Source organism: Vibrio vulnificus NBRC 15645 = ATCC 27562, assembly GCF_002224265.1.
In the GTDB taxonomy this organism is placed as follows: domain Bacteria; phylum Pseudomonadota; class Gammaproteobacteria; order Enterobacterales; family Vibrionaceae; genus Vibrio; species Vibrio vulnificus.
Window position 1 is genome coordinate 987,577 of sequence record NZ_CP012881.1, and the last position, 17,717, is coordinate 1,005,293.

14 protein-coding genes are annotated in these 17,717 nt (G+C 46.9%); 4 read left to right on the plus strand and 10 right to left on the minus strand.

The features are described 5' to 3' along the window. Positions 1-530: 530 nt before the first annotated feature. The 7 genes from AOT11_RS04495 to xerD form a co-directional block, all read right to left on the minus strand. Positions 531-1,967, minus strand: a complete 1,437-nt coding sequence (locus tag AOT11_RS04495; protein ID WP_017428762.1) for an IS1182 family transposase — start codon at positions 1,965-1,967, stop codon at positions 531-533. 130 nt (positions 1,968-2,097) lie between these two features. Next, complete coding sequence (vpsR, locus tag AOT11_RS04500; RefSeq protein ID WP_026050495.1) at positions 2,098-3,432, minus strand: cyclic-di-GMP-binding transcriptional regulator VpsR; 1,335 nt, start codon at positions 3,430-3,432, stop codon at positions 2,098-2,100. Between the two features lie 198 nt (positions 3,433-3,630). Next, positions 3,631-5,163, minus strand: coding sequence for a lysine--tRNA ligase (gene lysS, locus AOT11_RS04505; RefSeq protein ID WP_017421342.1), 1,533 nt, complete (start codon positions 5,161-5,163; stop codon positions 3,631-3,633). A gap of 32 nt (positions 5,164-5,195) precedes the next feature. Further along, a protein-coding gene (gene prfB / locus AOT11_RS04510; protein WP_096325347.1) for a peptide chain release factor 2 occupies positions 5,196-6,294 on the minus strand; the annotation gives its coding sequence in 2 pieces (ribosomal slippage) (positions 5,196-6,218 and positions 6,220-6,294; 1,098 coding nt in all). Positions 6,295-6,437: 143 nt separating this feature from the next. After that, positions 6,438-8,177 (minus strand): single-stranded-DNA-specific exonuclease RecJ, encoded by a 1,740-nt coding sequence (gene recJ / locus AOT11_RS04515; RefSeq protein ID WP_017421341.1) that lies wholly within the window; start codon positions 8,175-8,177, stop codon positions 6,438-6,440. Positions 8,178-8,228: 51 nt separating this feature from the next. Continuing rightward, a complete protein-coding gene (dsbC, locus tag AOT11_RS04520) occupies positions 8,229-9,014 on the minus strand; it encodes a bifunctional protein-disulfide isomerase/oxidoreductase DsbC (RefSeq protein ID WP_170861648.1) in 786 nt (261 codons plus the stop codon). A 26-nt stretch (positions 9,015-9,040) separates the two neighbouring features. After that, complete coding sequence (gene xerD, locus AOT11_RS04525) at positions 9,041-9,958, minus strand: site-specific tyrosine recombinase XerD (protein ID WP_017421339.1); 918 nt, start codon at positions 9,956-9,958, stop codon at positions 9,041-9,043. 159 nt (positions 9,959-10,117) lie between these two features. On the opposite strand from xerD, the gene fldB reads away from it, so the two are divergent. Beyond that, entirely contained in the window at positions 10,118-10,636 is a 519-nt protein-coding gene (fldB, locus tag AOT11_RS04530; RefSeq protein WP_017421338.1) for a flavodoxin FldB, read from the plus strand. Positions 10,637-10,747: 111 nt separating this feature from the next. Here the strand turns inward: fldB and brnQ are convergent, their stop codons facing one another. Further along, positions 10,748-12,061 (minus strand): branched-chain amino acid transport system II carrier protein, encoded by a 1,314-nt coding sequence (gene brnQ, locus AOT11_RS04535; protein WP_017421337.1) that lies wholly within the window; start codon positions 12,059-12,061, stop codon positions 10,748-10,750. 308 nt (positions 12,062-12,369) lie between these two features. Here brnQ and AOT11_RS04540 point away from each other — a divergent pair, with 308 nt between their 5' ends. Beyond that, entirely contained in the window at positions 12,370-13,089 is a 720-nt protein-coding gene (locus AOT11_RS04540) for a tRNA1(Val) (adenine(37)-N6)-methyltransferase (protein ID WP_026050494.1), read from the plus strand. A gap of 109 nt (positions 13,090-13,198) precedes the next feature. Next, entirely contained in the window at positions 13,199-14,425 is a 1,227-nt protein-coding gene (gene srmB, locus AOT11_RS04545) for an ATP-dependent RNA helicase SrmB (RefSeq protein ID WP_017421335.1), read from the plus strand. A 72-nt stretch (positions 14,426-14,497) separates the two neighbouring features. Here the strand turns inward: srmB and yaaA are convergent, their stop codons facing one another. Both yaaA and AOT11_RS04555 read right to left on the minus strand, forming a co-directional pair. After that, positions 14,498-15,274, minus strand: a complete 777-nt coding sequence (gene yaaA / locus AOT11_RS04550) for a peroxide stress protein YaaA (protein ID WP_026050493.1) — start codon at positions 15,272-15,274, stop codon at positions 14,498-14,500. 104 nt (positions 15,275-15,378) lie between these two features. After that, positions 15,379-16,809, minus strand: coding sequence for an alanine/glycine:cation symporter family protein (locus AOT11_RS04555; protein ID WP_026050492.1), 1,431 nt, complete (start codon positions 16,807-16,809; stop codon positions 15,379-15,381). Between the two features lie 711 nt (positions 16,810-17,520). Here AOT11_RS04555 and AOT11_RS04560 point away from each other — a divergent pair. Next, the gene (locus AOT11_RS04560) at positions 17,521-17,706 is read left to right on the plus strand and encodes a DUF3545 family protein (protein ID WP_013572406.1); all 186 of its coding nucleotides are present in this window, start codon (positions 17,521-17,523) and stop codon (positions 17,704-17,706) included. Positions 17,707-17,717: the final 11 nt, after the last annotated feature.

Here is a 17,717-nt window from a genome sequence, read left to right on the forward strand (position 1 = left end):
AGAAAAATGACGTGCTTTCGGGTAGATCAACTCGTAGAGAGAGACACAAACTAAGCTGCCATTTTCCGCAGCTCAGTTAAATAACAATGAGGGTGCGGATTAACTAACCATCGATAGCGGTATCAGCGCCGATGCTGATAACCACACTCATCTCAGATGAATGAGCATCACGAAGAGCACAAACGGGTTGATTTGCATTCAATTTCAACATGTTAGCCCCCTTCAATGGTTTATTAATCCTAAAGTTTTGATGTGGTATAACTCGAAAGTTACGGTTAAATTGTAAGCGAAAACGGTTGCTAATCAATCACTTTTTCTCCAATGCAGCAATTACAAAACATCCTACTAAATGTCAGTTTCATATTGATTGGCTATAACATATTCACCTTAGCAATATGAGGTTATTAGATGATTATCTGAATGTAAAAAGGCCATTCGATAGAATGGCCTCAGATTGATGACGAACCCCGCTTTTTAAGTGGGGTTCTTTTTTGGAAGCGACCGTAGGTCGCGATCGTGATTTTTTTTTGTTATATCGTGCGCAGAAGTTCCCATTCATTACATGGGTATACAGAAGCAAGTATCTGCCTTATTTCTGCCATATTTAAGCCCATTTTTCGTAGATAGTTCACCACCAACGCTATCTTCTTGATGTTTTGGGCTGCCGCTGCCAACCAACATTGCATTTGCACGTTGGCTAGACCTCGGAAGCGAGCATAACGATGACCATGATGTTGCTTGGCATCTGCAAAGCTCCGTTCTACTGTTTCACTTCGACGTCGATAGGTCTTCTTACCATAGGAAGAAAGCCGCATTTGATTTGCTCTCTCTACGGCATCGCTATAGATATGCCGAGTAATCACTTTCTTCATGTTTTTGCTTTGAGTACAGTCATCCCTCATTGGACAGAACGCACACTCTTTCGGGTCTGAGTGGTATTCTCGGTAGGCATCGCGTGACGTGGTTTTATAAAGCAACGCCTGACCATTCGGACACTGGTAGCAGTCTCTTTGCGCATCGTAAGTAAAGTGTTTCTTTTTGAACGCATTTTTCGTTCTCGATGGACGTCGATAACCGAACACGCCAAGAATACCTCGACGTTCAAGTGACTCCGCCACTGGAGCGGTAAAGTAGCCCGCATCCAGTCCAACGGCTATCGGGTTCAATTGGAATGTAGCAAGCGTGTAATCTAAGCGTTGAACGTAAGGCTGTGAGTCATTGATGTTGCCCGCGGTGGTATAGGTATCGAGGATAATTCCATGTTGACCATCAACGGTTCGATGGTCGAGGTAGAAGAAGCCTTGTGGCTTATTATCACGAGTCATGAAGCCACTCTCTGGGTCAGTGGTGCTGGTTTTGGTATTCTTTGTTTTTGACTCTGATTCACGAGCCTTAAGAGGCTTCTTACCCGCTTTTTCTCGGTCTAACGCGACGTCGTCATCCAGCATATCAAGATAGGCACTCGCGCGAACCGCCGTGACTTTATTGGTGTGTTTATTCTTGTTGGCGTTCGCTTTGAGATGAGTACTGTCCGTAAAGAGCTCTTGACCCGCGACCAAGCCTTTCGTCATGGCTTGCTCTACGATATTGATAAAAATACGTTCGAATACATCCGTGCCATTAAAGCGACGAATGCGGTTTTGGCTTAGAGTCGAAGCGTGGATGACTTTCTCTGTTAATGACATCCGTAAGAACCAACGGTAAGCGACATTCACTTCAATTTCTTTAACGAGCTGACGCTCACTTTTTATACCAAAGATATAACCAAGCAAGATGATTTTGAAGAGACGAACAGGGTCAACAGGTGGACGCCCATTATCTTTACAATAAAGATGAGCGACTTCATCACGAATGAATTCAAAGTCGATAGCATTATCGATTTTGCGCACTAAATGGTTTTTAGGAACTAACTGTTCCATCGTCACCATTTCCAGTTCGTATTGTTGCGGAGTCGGTTCTTGAAGCATATCGGAGTATCCATATTTCGATACCCCTATTAGATCAAAGGTCTAGCTCGAAAGCTAGACCTTTGTCAGCAGTCTGAGGCCATTCGATAGAATGGCCTCAAGCTTTGGGTGATTTAAACAGGATATTCCGCTACACCGTTTGTTCGGAAATCAAATTGTGTTTGTTTAGTAGTCGATACATCGTCGCACGTGAAACCCCCAACTCTTTGGCGGCATTAGAGACCTGACCCGAATGAGATTCCAGCACCAGCAACAGCGCATCGCGCTCACTTTTCTCACGGATATTTTTTAAGCTTCGCTTACTATCACCACGTTTAGGAAGATCCAATTGCGGCATATCGATGATCACGCTATCTGACATCAGGACAGCACGCTTAATCTGATTCATCAGCTCGCGTACGTTGCCAGGCCAGTAATAGCGCATCAAAGCTCTCAGCGCTTCTTCAGAATAGCCTTTTGCCTGCGCGTTATACTCTTTTGAGTATTCTTGCAGGTAGTAACGAGCCAACAAGGTGATGTCACTGGCACGCTCTTTGAGACTTGGCACATTAATCCGTAGCACATTGATGTAGTGGTAAAGCTCCTCGCTAAAATCCCCATCGATCAGTGCTTTTTCAATATCGGAAGCATTCGCCGTCAAAATACGGACATTGACCTTCTTCATGCCATCGCAGGTTTCTATCGTTCCTTCTTGTAAGAAACGAAGAAGGTGCAGTTGCTGAGTTTTGGAAATCGTTAGAATGTCATTAAACAACACCGTACCACCATCAGCCTGCTCTAGTATTGAAGGGCCCGCATTTGCGTCAGCCCCAATGCCAAAAACATCCGCTTGAAAACGTTGCTCGCTCATTGCACGGCATTTGACAGAAAAGAATGGCTTCATCGCACGCGATGAGATTTTATGAATGGCTCGAGCGACCGTTTCTTTTCCTGAGCCATTCTCTCCGTTGATCAGAATGCTCACATCGGTGGGGCCAATGCGTTTAATTTGATCGCGTAGGCGCTTCAAAGGAACCGATTCCCCAATAAGCCCCATATCTTGATTATTGCCAAACGTCGGCCAAACCTTCTTCTCAAGCTTTAACATACCCAATTGATGGCCTATCGTGCTGAGCAGTTGCGCATCAGGGATAGGAGCTGTGAAAAAGTCGATACAAAAGTTAACGATAAACTGGCAAATCGTGTCAGAGCTGAGTTGCTGTTCACGAATAAAGGCGAGCCAGCGTACGTGCTTGTGCGTGCTCACAAGATTAGCGATGCCATTGAGACTGAACTCATCATGGCTAAGGTCAACAATGCCGATGCATGGCCCAATATCTTCTAACAGCGCGTCTACTTTGCGTAAATCCGCACATTGATGGCACTTCCAGCCCACCTGCTCCAAAACGGACAACCAAGGCTCATAAGTACCACCAACCACTACCAATGACCCCGGTACAGAATCCATCTTAAACTGAGTAGCCATATACAACCCTTTCACTATTTCGATCGTTAGTTACATTATCGAGACTAATGATTCATAAGTCTGTTTCAAATATGAGACAGTTAATTAATTCTAGACTCAATTACTAATACTTGGAATGCAGTTAGCATTTAGTGATGTAAAAGGAATTCTGCTCGATAAAAAAAACCACCCGAAGGTGGTTTTTCAATCTATTTGCTCTTACGCCTGAGGACGCATCGCTGGGAATAGAATAACGTCACGAATCGTGTGCGTGTTGGTCAGTAGCATCACTAGACGGTCGATGCCGATACCTTGACCTGCAGTCGGTGGTAGGCCGTGCTCTAGTGCAGTGATGTAGTCTGCATCGTAGAACATTGCTTCGTCATCACCAGACTCTTTCGCTTCAACCTGTGCTTTAAAGCGTGCATCTTGGTCTTCAGCGTCGTTAAGCTCGGAGAAGCCGTTCGCTACTTCACGGCCACCGATGAAGAACTCAAAGCGGTCTGTGAAGAACGGGTTGTCATCGCTACGACGAGCCAGTGGAGAGATATCTGCTGGGTAGCCAGTGATGAACGTTGGCTGCATTAGCTTAGGTTCTGCTGTTTCACCAAAGATCTCTTCAAGAAGCTGACCACATGTCCAGAATGGTTCTACTTCAACGTGAACCGATTTCGCGATAGAAACCATTAGGTCACGGTTTTGAATGTCTTCTTCTGTTAGCGCTTGGATTTGCGCGTGGTCTGGGTTGTAGTGCTTGATTGCTTCGAACATGCTCATACGAGTGTAAGTGCCACCAAACTCAACCGTGTCTTCACCGTAAGGCATTGACGTTGAGCCTAGAACTTCTAGAGCAACAGAGCTTAGTAGTTCTTCAGTTAGGTCCATCAGATCTTTGTAGTCTGCGTACGCCATGTAGAATTCCATCATAGTGAATTCAGGGTTGTGACGTGGAGAAAGACCTTCGTTACGGAAGTTACGGTTGATTTCGAATACGCGATCAAAACCACCAACAACTAGACGCTTCAGGTATAGCTCTGGCGCAATACGTAGGTACATTGGCATGTCTAGTGCGTTGTGGTGCGTGATGAATGGACGCGCACTCGCACCGCCAGGGATAACGTGCATCATTGGCGTTTCAACTTCCATGAACTGCTTAGAGATCATGAAGTTACGAATTGCAGACATCACTTTAGAACGTACCACGAATGCATTACGAGAATCTTCATTCACGATAAGGTCAACATAACGCTGACGGTAACGCATTTCTTGGTCAGTTAGACCGTGGAATTTCTCTGGAAGTGGACGTAGTGCTTTGGTTAGCAACTCGTACTCTTCCATGTTTACGTATAGGTCGCCTTTGCCAGATTTGTGCAGCGCACCTTTCACACCGATGATGTCACCGATATCAAGACCTTGGTATTTGTCTTTCAGTACTTTTTGTACATCTTTGTCCGCGTAAGCCTGGATACGACCAGAAGTCTCTTGGATAACTAGGAATGGTCCACGTTTGGCCATAACACGACCCGCAATAGCAACAACGTGGTTAAGTGCTTCTAGCTCTTCCTTACTCTTTTCACCGAACTCTTTTTGAAGGTCGCCAGCTAGGCTGTCACGACGGAAGTCGTTTGGGTGGCCATTTGCTTTGCAGCTCTTTCGGATTTGATCCAATTTTGCGCGGCGTTCAGCAATGAGCTTATTCTCTTCTTGTGCAGAGGCTTCTTGTACAGTTTCGTTTTGAACAGCATCAGTCATTTTCGATGTATCCTGTTTAGTCGGTGAAAAGCTTAAAGGCCTGATTTCAGGCTAGCTTCAATAAATTTGTCCAGATCACCGTCAAGAACCGCTTGAGTATTACGGTTTTCGACGCCCGTACGGAGGTCTTTAATGCGCGAATCATCCAATACGTAAGAACGGATCTGGCTACCCCAGCCAATGTCAGACTTAGCGTCTTCATTAGCTTGTTTTTCCGCATTTTGCTTTTGCAACTCAAGTTCAAACAGCTTAGCGCGAAGCTGCTTCATCGCTTGATCTTTGTTTTTGTGTTGAGAACGGTCGTTCTGACACTGAACCACGGTATTCGTTGGTACGTGGGTAATACGTACCGCAGATTCGGTGGTGTTTACGTGCTGACCACCCGCACCAGACGCACGATACACGTCAATACGGAGATCGGCAGGGTTAATGTCGATGTCGATGTTTTCATCAATCTCTGGGTAAACAAACGCAGAAGCAAAAGAAGTGTGACGACGACCGCCTGAGTCAAACGGAGACTTACGCACTAAACGGTGAACACCCGTTTCGGTACGCAACCAACCATAAGCATAATCACCGATAATACGTACGGTGACCGACTTAAGGCCAGCAACATCCCCTTCGGATACTTCGATCACTTCGGTTTTGAAGCCTTTCGCTTCAGCCCAACGAAGATACATGCGAAGCATCATGCTCGTCCAGTCTTGCGCTTCTGTACCGCCAGAACCTGCTTGCAGGTCAATATAGCAATCTGAAGAATCGTGTGCACCAGAGAACATGCGACGGAACTCTAAGCCCGCAAGCTTCTCTTCTAAGGCTTCAAGTTCTGGACCGATTTCATCAAAGGTCTCTTGATCTTCAGCTTCAATGGCCAGCTCAAGCAAACCTTCAACGTCATCCACACCTTGATCAAGTTGATCAATGGTTTCAACAACCGCTTCTAATGACGCACGCTCACGACCGAGAGCTTGCGCTCGATCAGGCTCGTTCCAAACGTCCGGTTGTTCGAGTTCTGCGTTAACTTCTTCTAGACGCTCTTTCTTAGCGTCATAGTCAAAGATACCCCCTCAGGACATTTGTGCGCTCAGACACGTCCTGTAGACGGTTTTTAATGGGATTGATTTCAAACATGTTGGCTCAACATTTTAGAGTAGAATTTAACCGAGGAATTCTACTCAAAAATGTGACAGAGATACAGGAAAAATTGGGAAGAAATTTGCCGATTCCTGAAGAGAAAAAAAGAGCGAGATTCGTTCTCACTCCTTTAATGGCGGTTATCGCGCTTCGATGTGTTCAATCATCAATTGCAACGATTGATTGTTGCGAAACTCATTGATATCCAGTTTGTAGGCAAGGCGAACCGTTTTCACCGAGGCATCGGGCCAGCGACGTAAATCGACGTTGAAAGCGATCCCGTCAATCATGATGTTGGTTGGATGGCCTTTGAATAAAGGCTCAAGCATCAATTTTAAATGCTTTTCTCCGACCAATTTCTGGTGCAGCACTTTAAATTCACCATCAAAAATAGGCTCTGGAAATGCCTGCCCCCAAGGCCCCGCAGATCGCAGCAGCTCCGCAGTATGCATGGAAAACTCTTCAGGCTTGAGTTCGCCATCAGAAAGCACAATGCCTTTCAGCGCGGCTTCATCCAATTCGCGTTTTACCAGTTGATCAAACAATTGACTAAACCGTTCAAAATCGCACTCTTTGATGGTCAAGCCCGCCGCCATGGCGTGACCACCAAATTTGAGGATCAAACCGGGGTTTTGTGTATCAATCAAGTCCAGTGCATCGCGCATGTGTAGGCCAGGAATAGAGCGACAAGATCCTTTGATATACCCATCGCCTCCATCGGCAAATGCGATCACCGGACGATGATATTTCTCTTTAATTCTCGACGCTAGAATGCCAATCACACCCTGATGCCAATCGCGCTGGAAAAGGGCCAAACCATAAGGTAACTCGCTGTTTTCGCCAAACTGCAGGCGTTCACAAAACGCCATGGCCTCTTGCTTCATGCCCTCTTCAATTTCTTTACGCGTTTGATTGAGCCCGTCCAGTTCATGTGCCATACGACGCGCTGCGTGGATGTTGTTGCACATCAGCAATTCAACCCCAAACGACATGTCATCCAGACGTCCTGCGGCATTGATGCGCGGGCCCAGCGCAAAACCGAAATCTGCCGCAACCAAACGACGAGCATCACGCTTGGCCACTTCAATCAACGCTTGAATACCCGGGCGTGCTTTCCCTGCGCGAATGCGCTGCAGGCCTTGGTGCACCAAAATGCGGTTGTTTTCATCCAGCGGCACAACATCCGCAACGGTGCCTAAGGCCACCAAATCCACCAGCTCCATCAGCTTCGGCTCTGCCATACCTTGATCGGCAAACCAACCGCATTTACGCATGTGGACACACAAGGCCATCATCAAATAAAAAGCCACGCCAACCCCAGCCAGGGCTTTGGAAGGAAAGGCGCAGGTCTGTAAGTTTGGATTAACCATCGCATCTACCTCAGGCAACACTTGCCCGGGCAAATGGTGATCGGTCACCAACACTTTTAAGCCATGCTCTTTGGCATAACGCACCCCTTCAATGGAGGAGACGCCGTTATCCACGGTCATGATCACTTCAGCACCCAAGGCGATGGCCTGCTCGACCACTTCAGGGCTCAAACCATAGCCATCTTCAAAGCGGTTTGGCACTAAGTAGTCGACATTGTTACTGCCAAGCATGCGCAGGGCAAGGACCGAGAGTGCCGAGCTGGTCGCGCCATCGGCATCAAAATCTCCGACCACAATAATTCGCTTCTGCTCACGTATAGCCTCAAAAAGCAGCGCAACGGCAAGTTCAATTCCGTGCAGTTTTTGGTATGAATGCAACCCTTTGACGGCGGTTTCCAATTGGCTTATGTCTTGAATACCACGGTTAAGATAGATGCGTTTGAGGATATCCGGCACACTGTCGGGCAAGAGGGAAAGATCGGGTTCAGGTCGTCGTTGTATTTCTATCATTAATTGAATAGAGCCCGCGGGTCAGACGCGCAGGCTCTGCTCCTTGAAGGTTTATTGTTGCTGTAAGCGCTCTAGCAGTTTTTCTGGTGGCAAGTAACCAGCAACCAGTTCACCATTTGGCAAGAAAATCGCAGGCGTGCCTGTAATACCGAGTTGCTGACCAAGTTGGTAATGTTGAGCAACGGTCTGCTTACACTGCTGCAAATCATTTTTCGCTGGGGCAAATTTGCGGTTCACTTTAGCATCATGCATCGCTTCTTGCGGATTAGCGGCACACCAGATGCCCGCCATTTGTTCTGCCACTGGGCCCGTGCCACCTTGACGTGGGTATGCCATGTAACGCACGGTGATGCCTAAGTCATTGTAGCCCTGCATCTGGCTGTGTAGACGAACGCAGTAACCACAAGTAATGTCGGTAAACACCGTCACCACGTATTTTTCATCTTTGGCTTTGTACTCGATCGCACTGTCAGCAAATTCGGCAATTTTCTTCGCGTTGAGCGGTGCTTGACGTTCGGCAACCACGTCCTTGTATTGACCATTTTCGTCAATGGAATACAAGGTTCCAGCAATAAAGTGGCTGCCGTCGTTAGACGCAAACAACACTCCTCCACTGGTTTGAATTTCGACTAAACCCGCCACATCCGAAGGTTGAATATCCATGATGTTCAGGCCCAACTTTGAAAAGCGAGCTTTGAGAGCCTCACTATCAAAATGCGTGTTCGCCACCACTTGTGCAGTTGGCTGAGCGGTTTCGACCGCTTGGCTTTCTTCAGCACCGCAGGCCGTCACAAAGAGAGGAAGAGTTAAAAGAGTTAATCGGCGTAATACGCTCATTAAAATCACCTTGTCGTTATTCCGCGTTAAGCACGCGGATGATGTTGGCTATGAATCTGTTTTAGTCGTTCTGTTGCCACGTGAGTATAAATTTGCGTGGTCGATAAGTCACTATGACCAAGCAGCATCTGTACGACCCTTAGATCGGCCCCATAGTTCAATAAATGGGTGGCGAAAGCGTGCCTCAAAACGTGTGGTGACAGATGATCTGTATCGATACCTGCAATCACCGCATAGAACTTGATGCGATGCCAAAACGTCTGTCTGGTCATTTGTCTGGCACGTTTACTTGGAAACACCACATCCGAAGAGGTTTCACCTAATAACGCCGGACGACCTTGTTTGATAAAGGTTTCAATCCAGTCGATGGCATTTTCCCCCATGGGCACTAAGCGCTCTTTACCACCTTTACCCGTTACCCGCACCACACCTTGGCGCAAGCTGATGTTTTCCATGGTTAAACTCACCAACTCGGTAACACGTAAGCCCGTGGCATACAGTAGCTCAAGCATGGCTTTGTCACGCAGCTCCACCGGATCATTGGGATCGGGCGCATCCAATAGTGCATCGACCTGCTCTTCACTGATGTCTTTTGGCAAACGTTGCGGCAATTTAGGGCTGACCAACAGGGCACTAGGATCATCAGCTCGTACTTTTTCTCGATGGAGATATTGAAACAGACGACGAATCGCTGACAACATCCGCGCTCTTGAAGTCTGCTTGTAGTCTTGATCCACCAAATAGCTTTGGTATTGCTGAAGCCCAGACAGGCTGATGAAATCGAGTCGATAATGATTCGCTTCCATCCACTGCAATAACTTCATCAGATCGTTGCGGTAAGAGGACAACGTATTCTCTGCGAGGCCTCGCTCCATCCACATCGCATCGAGAAATTGCTCTACGTAGCCAAAATCTTGCATATTAACCGATGCCGTTTGTTGCATGGACACACCTTAAATCACTGTAAATCAACAGTGCTGAGAGTAAGACAGCCACAGATTTAATGCTATAAAAAATCCATACAGACGCGATATTCGCTGCAATCCTCCGCAGAATCGAGGTAGAATTCGCCATCGCATGGCAAAACAGTACTGATAACGCAGATGAAAATCGGACTTTTTTACGGCTCAACCACCTGTTACACCGAAATGGCGGCAGAAAAAATGCGCGCAATTTTGGGGGATGACTTGGTTGAGATTCATAATGTCAAAGAGTGCGACCTCGCACAAATGGCAGACTATGACCTGCTGCTTCTTGGCATTTCCACTTGGGATTTTGGCGAAATTCAAGAAGATTGGGCCGCAATTTGGCACGATCTCGCCTCCTCGCCTGTGCAAGGTAAAACCATCGCACTGTTCGGTCTTGGTGACCAAGAAGGTTATGGTGAATGGTATCTCGACGCGATGGGATTGTTGCACGATGAGCTTAAAGCGGTAGGTGCGGAGTTTATTGGCTATTGGCCAAATCAAGGCTACCAGTTTGAAGCCTCTAAAGCCCTCACTGAAGATGGCAGCCACTTTGTTGGCTTGGCGCTCGATGAAGATTCCCAATACGACTTGAGTGACGAGCGCATCGCCACTTGGATTGAGCAAGTTTTAACGGAATTTCACGATAAGCTGTAACGCTTAAGGCGAATTTTCCGAACCTCACCGGTTTGTGAATCAGCCGTTAGCAAAAAGCCCGTCACATTGGACGGGCTTTTTATTGTCTTGCGTTTTCGCAAAGTGCTGCGATTAAGCGGCTTCTTTTGCCAGTTCTTGGCGAACAGAACGGCTGACAAAGAACATACACACAATTGCCGTCATGGTTGGCAACAACCACGCCATGCCTACTTCAAATAGTGGCAGTACTTTGAATGGCGATACATCCACACCCGCTACTTTTGCCGCATCAATCAGGGCAAACAGCAGTGAAACAAGGATAACCACGCGGTACGCCATTTGTGGGTTTGGCAGTTTCTTACGCACGAAAGTCAGTGCAACCAGCGCAATGGCCACTGGGTATAGTGCAAACAGGACCGGTACAGACAGTGCGATAAGCTGTGCAAGACCCACATTCGCCACCACAGCACAAGCAACACCATTGATCACAACCCACGCTTTGTATGAAATCGGAGTCAGTGAACTGAAGTAATCCGAACACGCTGAGATCAGACCAATCGCAGTGGTTAAACAGGCAAGCAGTACAATTACAGACAACACGATTTGGCCATAAGGACCAAACAGCGCTTGAACGTATAGACTGAGAACCACGCCACCGTTGTCTGCACCAGAAGCCACCGCCGCGCTCGTTGCGCCAAGGTAGAACAATGAGATGTAAACAAATGCCAGACCGGCCGCCGCAATGAAACCTGCGTAAATCAGGTATTTAGTCGTTGCAGAACGCTCCGTAATACCACGGCTGCGCAGCGCATCAACGATCAGCATACCAAACATCAGTGAGCCAAACGTATCCATGGTGTTGTAACCTTCAAGGAAACCTTTGGTGAGTGGCTGTGTTAGGTATTCACCTTGTGCAGCAAGCATTTCGCCTTGGGGATCAATAAATACCGCAAGCGCCAAAATAATCAGGCCAACAAAGAGCACTGGCGTCAATACTTTACCGATGACGTCAATCAACTTACCTTGCGACCAAGAGAAGAACATCGCCACCGCAAAGAAAAGGATCGAGAAAATAGTCAAATGTGACTGAAGCGCGTCAGCAAAGAAAGGCTTCACCGCCATTTCGTAGGCCACTAGGCCAGTACGTGGCGCAGCAAAAGCAGGGCCGATGATGATAAAAATCAATACCGCCATCAGTGTTGCAGCTTGCTTAGGAAGATCTTTGGTTAGGTGATCCCAAGTTCCACCTGCAACGGCAATAGCAATAATGGTAATTAAAGGAAGACCTACTGCCGTCACAAGGAAGCCTGACATCGCAGGGAACAGATGTTCACCCGCAAGTTGACCTGCTAGAGGAGGGAAAATAATGTTGCCCGCTCCCAAGAAAAACGCAAACAGCATAAAGCCGACTGCGATAATATCGGTTAGTTTTAAAGTCTGATTCACAGATAACCCTTAGAATAGTTCTGAATGATGTTGTGTATGCATTCGCCGCTCTGTCGACCGACGATTGTGCTAATTTTAGGGCCGCATAATGACGAAATGACCACCAATTGGCAACCTTTAAGCCCGAAAACACTATATTAATTTATATAAGTGACAATATCACAGTGAATGTGACTGAGATCTAATTTGTATTTAGACAGATAACCTACACAATGCCGCATCAAAGCGATAACAGATAGAGAAATAATTCAAACAAATCCTTAACAATGGTTTTTCTATCTAGAAATAGGAAAAATGAAGAGATAAACATGAAGAGTGGCACATTAAAAACTAAAGGGTTCAAATTTAAACAGTTTTCAATCGCCAGCAGTAACTCTGGTATGCCCGTCAGTACTGATGGCGTCTTGCTCGGTGCTTGGGCCAACTTCCACCACTGCCAAAACCTACTCGATATTGGTACAGGGACAGGATTACTTAGCTTGATGTGCGCTCAGCGATACGCACATCTTTCGATCACTGCGGTCGATATTGACGCGCATGCCGTGGAAGCCGCACAAGAAAACTTCAGCCACAGCCCTTGGCACTCACGACTTCAGTTGCAACACGGTGATGTGCTCAAGCTCGATTTTACGCATCGTTTTGATGGCATTATTTGTAACCCGCCTTACTTTAATAACGGGGAGCAATCCCAAGCGACGCAGCGCGCTACCGCCAGACACACCGATACTCTTGCCCATGATGCGCTGTTATTGCGCTGCAGAGAATTACTCACCCCGAATGGCAAAGCCAACTTTGTGCTGCCACTGACCGAGGGAGAACAATTTCTGCAACTCGCTCAACAGCAAGGTTGGCATCTACATCGGCTATGTCATGTAAAACCTAGCCCGAATAAGCCTGTTCATCGCTTACTGTTTGAACTCGGTTTATCCACGGCAATAACGAGTGAGGAACATCTCACGATCAACGATGGATCGACCTACAGCGCAGCCTTTGTCAAACTGTGCCAGGATTTTTATCTCAAGATGTAGAAATAACGTGTGATCAAAATCACCGAACACTCTATAATATTCGCCCTTTTAAACTATTGCTGCCCATTGAACTTTGTATCACTAGGGCATTGCTTGTGGAGAACACACTGTGATCAGAACCTTTGCCGATCTTGATCTTGACCCAAACTTGCTGGCTGCCATCGAAGAGATGGGCTACGAGCGTCCAACTCAAATTCAGGCAGAAGCAATTCCACAAGCCCTAGAAGGCCGTGATATTCTTGCTTCCGCTCCGACAGGAACAGGAAAAACCGCCGCATTTGTCTTGCCTGCGCTGCAATATTTGCAAGATTTTCCACGCCGTAAACCTGGACCTGCACGCATTCTTATCCTAACGCCAACCCGTGAACTGGCGATGCAAGTGGCTGACCAAGCGCGTGCGCTTGCCAAAAATACCAGTTTGAACATTTTCACCATCACAGGTGGTGTTCAATACCAAGAACATGCGGATATCCTTGCAACCACACAAGATATCGTAGTGGCGACTCCGGGCCGCTTGATGGAATACATCCAAGCAGAACGCTTTGACTGCCGCGCGATCGAATGGCTGATCCTCGATGAAGCAGACCGCATGCTTGACATGGGCTTTGCTCCAACGGTTGATCGCCTATCCAATGAATGTCGTTGGCGCAAACAGACCATGCTCTTCTCTGCTACGCTAGAAGGCAAGGGAGTGGAAGGCTTTACGGCGGATCTGCTGAACGATCCTGCGGACATTGATGCGGAACCATCACGTCGCGAGCGTAAAAAAATCACCCAGTGGTATTACCGTGCAGATAGCATGGAGCACAAACTCGCGCTACTGAAAGACATCATCAACAATCAAGCCGAGCGCACAATTGTGTTCCTCAAAACACGTGAGCGTTTAGCGGATCTGCGTGCTCACCTCGAAAGCGAACAAGTCAACTGCGCTTGGATCCAAGGTGAAATGCCGCAAGATCGTCGTAACAACGCGATTGCTCGCTTTCGCGATGGCAGTGTGAATGTGCTGCTTGCAACCGATGTCGCGGCTCGTGGTATCGACCTGCCTGACGTGTCTCACGTTGTTAACTTCGACATGCCACGCAGTGCCGATGTTTACCTTCACCGCATTGGTCGTACAGCGCGCGCAGGTAAGAAAGGCAACGCAATCTCTATCGTAGAAGCACACGACCAACCAATGATGGATCGCGTCGCTCGCTACGTGAAAGAGGACATTAAAGAGCGCTTTATCAAAGAGCTTCGCCCTCAACACAAGAAGCCGGTGTTTAAGAAGAAAAAGAAAAAAGACGATAAAAAAACGTCCGTGAAAAAGAAAAGCACTAAAAAGAAAAAGTAATGATTCGATAACGCAAAAGGGTTGGCACTGTGCCAACCCTTTCTGTTTTCAGACCTTAGCGGAAGCCAAATCTCAGTGTTGCTCTTCGCGCTTAAAGACCAAGTCTGTTGGTGTCGATTCTTCTTCAACAAAGTAGTAGCCTGCGACATCAAACTTAGTTAAGTCCGCAACGCTTTCAATGCGATTTTCAATAATGTAACGCGCCATCATGCCGCGCGCTTTCTTCGCGTAGAAGCTGATCACCTTGTATTGACCATTCTTACCATCTTTGAAGATTGGTGTGATCACTTGCGCGTCCAAGTTCTTTGGCTTCACCGCTTTGAAGTATTCGTTCGATGCAAGGTTGATCAGCACGTTGTCGCCCTGAGCTGCAATCGCTTCATTCAGCTTATCGGTAATCACATTACCCCAGAACTGGTAAAGGTTAGTTCCCTTGTCATTCGCCAGCTTGGTGCCCATCTCAAGACGGTATGGCTGCATCAGATCCAGTGGCTTTAATAGCCCATAAAGGCCAGATAGCATGCGCAAATGTTCTTGCGCGTAATCAAAATCGTCGTCGTTGAGCGTTTCCGCTTCAAGCCCTGTGTATACGTCACCTTTGAACGCAAGAATCGCTTGGCGCGCGTTATCTGGGGTGAACTCTTCGCTCCACTCTTGGAAGCGACCCACATTGAGATCGGCGATTTTATCACTCACTTTCATCAACGAAGCCACATCCGCAGGCGTCAACTGGCGGCAAACCTCAATCAACTGTTTAGAGTAATCCACGAGCTCTGGCTGAGTGAACTTGTGGGTCACGAGTGGTGATTCGTAGTCGAGCGTTTTAGCTGGTGAAACAACGATAAGCATGACGATTCTTTCCCTTATTTTCTTTTTGACTAGGGTACAAAAAAAGCCGCGCATTGTCTGCACGGCTTTTCGAATCACAGTGATAGAAATTCTCGATTTCTACCTTAGTCTTTCTTGTTGTTGTCCCAAATGCCTTCTTCCAACTGTGATTTCAACTCTGGGAAATCATCTGGGTTAAAGGTTGGCAACTTACCCGCTTGTAACTGACGGTTGTAGTCTTTTGCCAGTTTGATCACGATGCCAGATAGCAGCAGGATCGCAACTAAGTTCACAATCGCCATCATACCCATTGAAACATCCGCCAATGCCCATACCACTGGAAGTGGAGCAATCGCACCAAAGCCAACAAGGCCAAGCACGACCAAACGGAAAACATTCAAGCCAGCTTTGTGGTTGTGTTCTAAGAAAACTAAGTTGGTTTCTGCATAAGAGTAGTTAGCGATGATCGAAGTGAATGCGAAGAAGAAAATCGCTACCGCCACAAAAATGCCACCCCAACTGCCCACTTGCGAGCTCAACGCTAGCTGAGTCAACTCAATGCCAGTGATCTCACCATGCGGCACGTACTCACCCGACATCAAAATAATCGCGACGGTCGCTGAACAGATCACAATGGTGTCCATGAAAACGCCCAGCATTTGCACGTAACCTTGAGAAGCTGGGTGTGGAGGATATGGCGTCGCTGATGCCGCAGCGTTTGGCGCGGAACCCATACCGGCTTCGTTGGAGAACAGGCCACGCTTGATACCATTAATCATCGCTTGTGCAATCGCGTAACCCAAACCGCCTGCAGCCGCTTCTTGTAAGCCAAAAGCGCTCTTGAAGATCAGCATGAGTACGTCAGGCAGTTTCTCCAAGTTAGAGAACATCACAAACAGCGCTAAAGCAAGGTATGCCAATGCCATCACTGGAACGATAAGCTCAGCAGTACGCGCGATACGCTTGATACCACCAAAGATTATCACACCAGACAGCACTACAATAACAACGCCTACGTAGGCATTTTCCCAACCAAAAGCATTTTGCATTGCGTTAGCAATCGAGTTGGCTTGCACCGCGTTAAACACCAGACCAAAAGCAATGATAAGGAAGATGGAGAACAGCACACCCATCCAACGCATACCAAGGCCTTTTTCCATGTAGTAAGCAGGGCCACCACGATAGTTGCCATCGTCATCTTTGGTTTTGTAGAGCTGAGCTAGCGTACTTTCAGCAAATGATGTCGCCATACCCAGCATAGCGATGAGCCACATCCAGAAAATCGCACCAGGGCCACCAGCGGTCAGCGCAACAGCCACACCGGCCATGTTACCAGTGCCAACACGCGCAGCAAGGCTGGTACAAAGCGCTTGAAAGGAGGAGATACCAGCGTTGTCCGATTTACGGCTGTTTTTTAGAACAGAAAACATGTGGCCGAAATGGCGGAACTGAATGAAGCCGAGTCGAACCGTGAAATAAATTCCCACACCGACAAGCAAATAAACAAGAATGGAACCCCAAAGCAGGTCATTCATTAGATTGATCAAGTCTGTCATAGTTACCTCAAATTGAGTTTGCGCCAGTCTGTGCTTCCGAGCCATCCACCAGATTGCTTAACCAAGTGTCAAATTAGCTTGGTGAACTATTATTTTCTTTCTGCAATCTAGAATCGTAAATGTCGCTTCATGCATCCGTTTTACGTACTAGCGTTTTTTGACGGGCGGATAATGCAGCCTAGCCACGCAAAAATCAATATGAAACTGCATACTCAATTTTTGTATTTTTCACTATTTTTATACCATTTATTAACATACAAACCAGAATCAAGAATCAAAGGCAGTTACATAAACCAAACAATTCCATTACAACAAAATGTATCGAAATATTTTGTTTTTCATTTCACGTCAATTCTCTGTTAAACCAAGAGTGACAAGGCTTTTACTCTTTCCCCACGCCCCCTCGCTCACTTACCGGTTGTGGATGAGAAATTCACATGCACCTTTTCGAATCCTTACCCTCCTCTCTTTGACTTCGTACTGTATAAACACACACATTGTTAACATTAAAATTCTTTTCATTTAATCGTTTTCGTGAGATCGATCGCTCACTTTTTAAGCTCTTGTTGCAAGCAAAATGTGATGGTGTGTTCAGTTTTAATCGAAATCTTCATCATACCGACACAAATGCGAAATCTATCATGGTTATGCTCGAAGAAACTGTGGTACTTAGTGACTGCACAAGCGCTGGTGATTTATGTGAGGTGGCTTATGGATGGCTTTGAACTAGATGACTTACTGGATTTTGAAACAACAAGCACAACGAAAACGCGCTCTAAACCAGTAAAAAGGAAATGGCGTGAAATTGAGGCGATGCTTGACCGACGTAACTTACTCAAAGAGCTGCGTGATATGGACATGTGTCACGACTACTCACTGGAAGATATTAAGCTTTAACCGCATTAACG

What these genes read in the sequence shown, in the direction of transcription:
- xerD (WP_017421339.1), bottom strand. Translation starts at nt 9,958, where the DNA reads ATGCAACAAACGGCATCGGTTAATATGCAAGATTTTGGCTACGTAGAG.
- recJ (WP_017421341.1), bottom strand. Translation starts at nt 8,177, where the DNA reads ATGATAGAAATACAACGACGACCTGAACCCGATCTTTCCCTCTTGCCC.
- fldB (WP_017421338.1), top strand. Translation starts at nt 10,118, where the DNA reads ATGAAAATCGGACTTTTTTACGGCTCAACCACCTGTTACACCGAAATG.
- lysS (WP_017421342.1), bottom strand. Translation starts at nt 5,163, where the DNA reads ATGACTGATGCTGTTCAAAACGAAACTGTACAAGAAGCCTCTGCACAA.
- dsbC (WP_170861648.1), bottom strand. Translation starts at nt 9,014, where the DNA reads ATGAGCGTATTACGCCGATTAACTCTTTTAACTCTTCCTCTCTTTGTG.
- AOT11_RS04540 (WP_026050494.1), top strand. Translation starts at nt 12,370, where the DNA reads ATGAAGAGTGGCACATTAAAAACTAAAGGGTTCAAATTTAAACAGTTT.
- yaaA (WP_026050493.1), bottom strand. Translation starts at nt 15,274, where the DNA reads ATGCTTATCGTTGTTTCACCAGCTAAAACGCTCGACTACGAATCACCA.
- AOT11_RS04495 (WP_017428762.1), bottom strand. Translation starts at nt 1,967, where the DNA reads ATGCTTCAAGAACCGACTCCGCAACAATACGAACTGGAAATGGTGACG.
- vpsR (WP_026050495.1), bottom strand. Translation starts at nt 3,432, where the DNA reads ATGGCTACTCAGTTTAAGATGGATTCTGTACCGGGGTCATTGGTAGTG.
- AOT11_RS04555 (WP_026050492.1), bottom strand. Translation starts at nt 16,809, where the DNA reads ATGACAGACTTGATCAATCTAATGAATGACCTGCTTTGGGGTTCCATT.
- AOT11_RS04560 (WP_013572406.1), top strand. Translation starts at nt 17,521, where the DNA reads ATGGATGGCTTTGAACTAGATGACTTACTGGATTTTGAAACAACAAGC.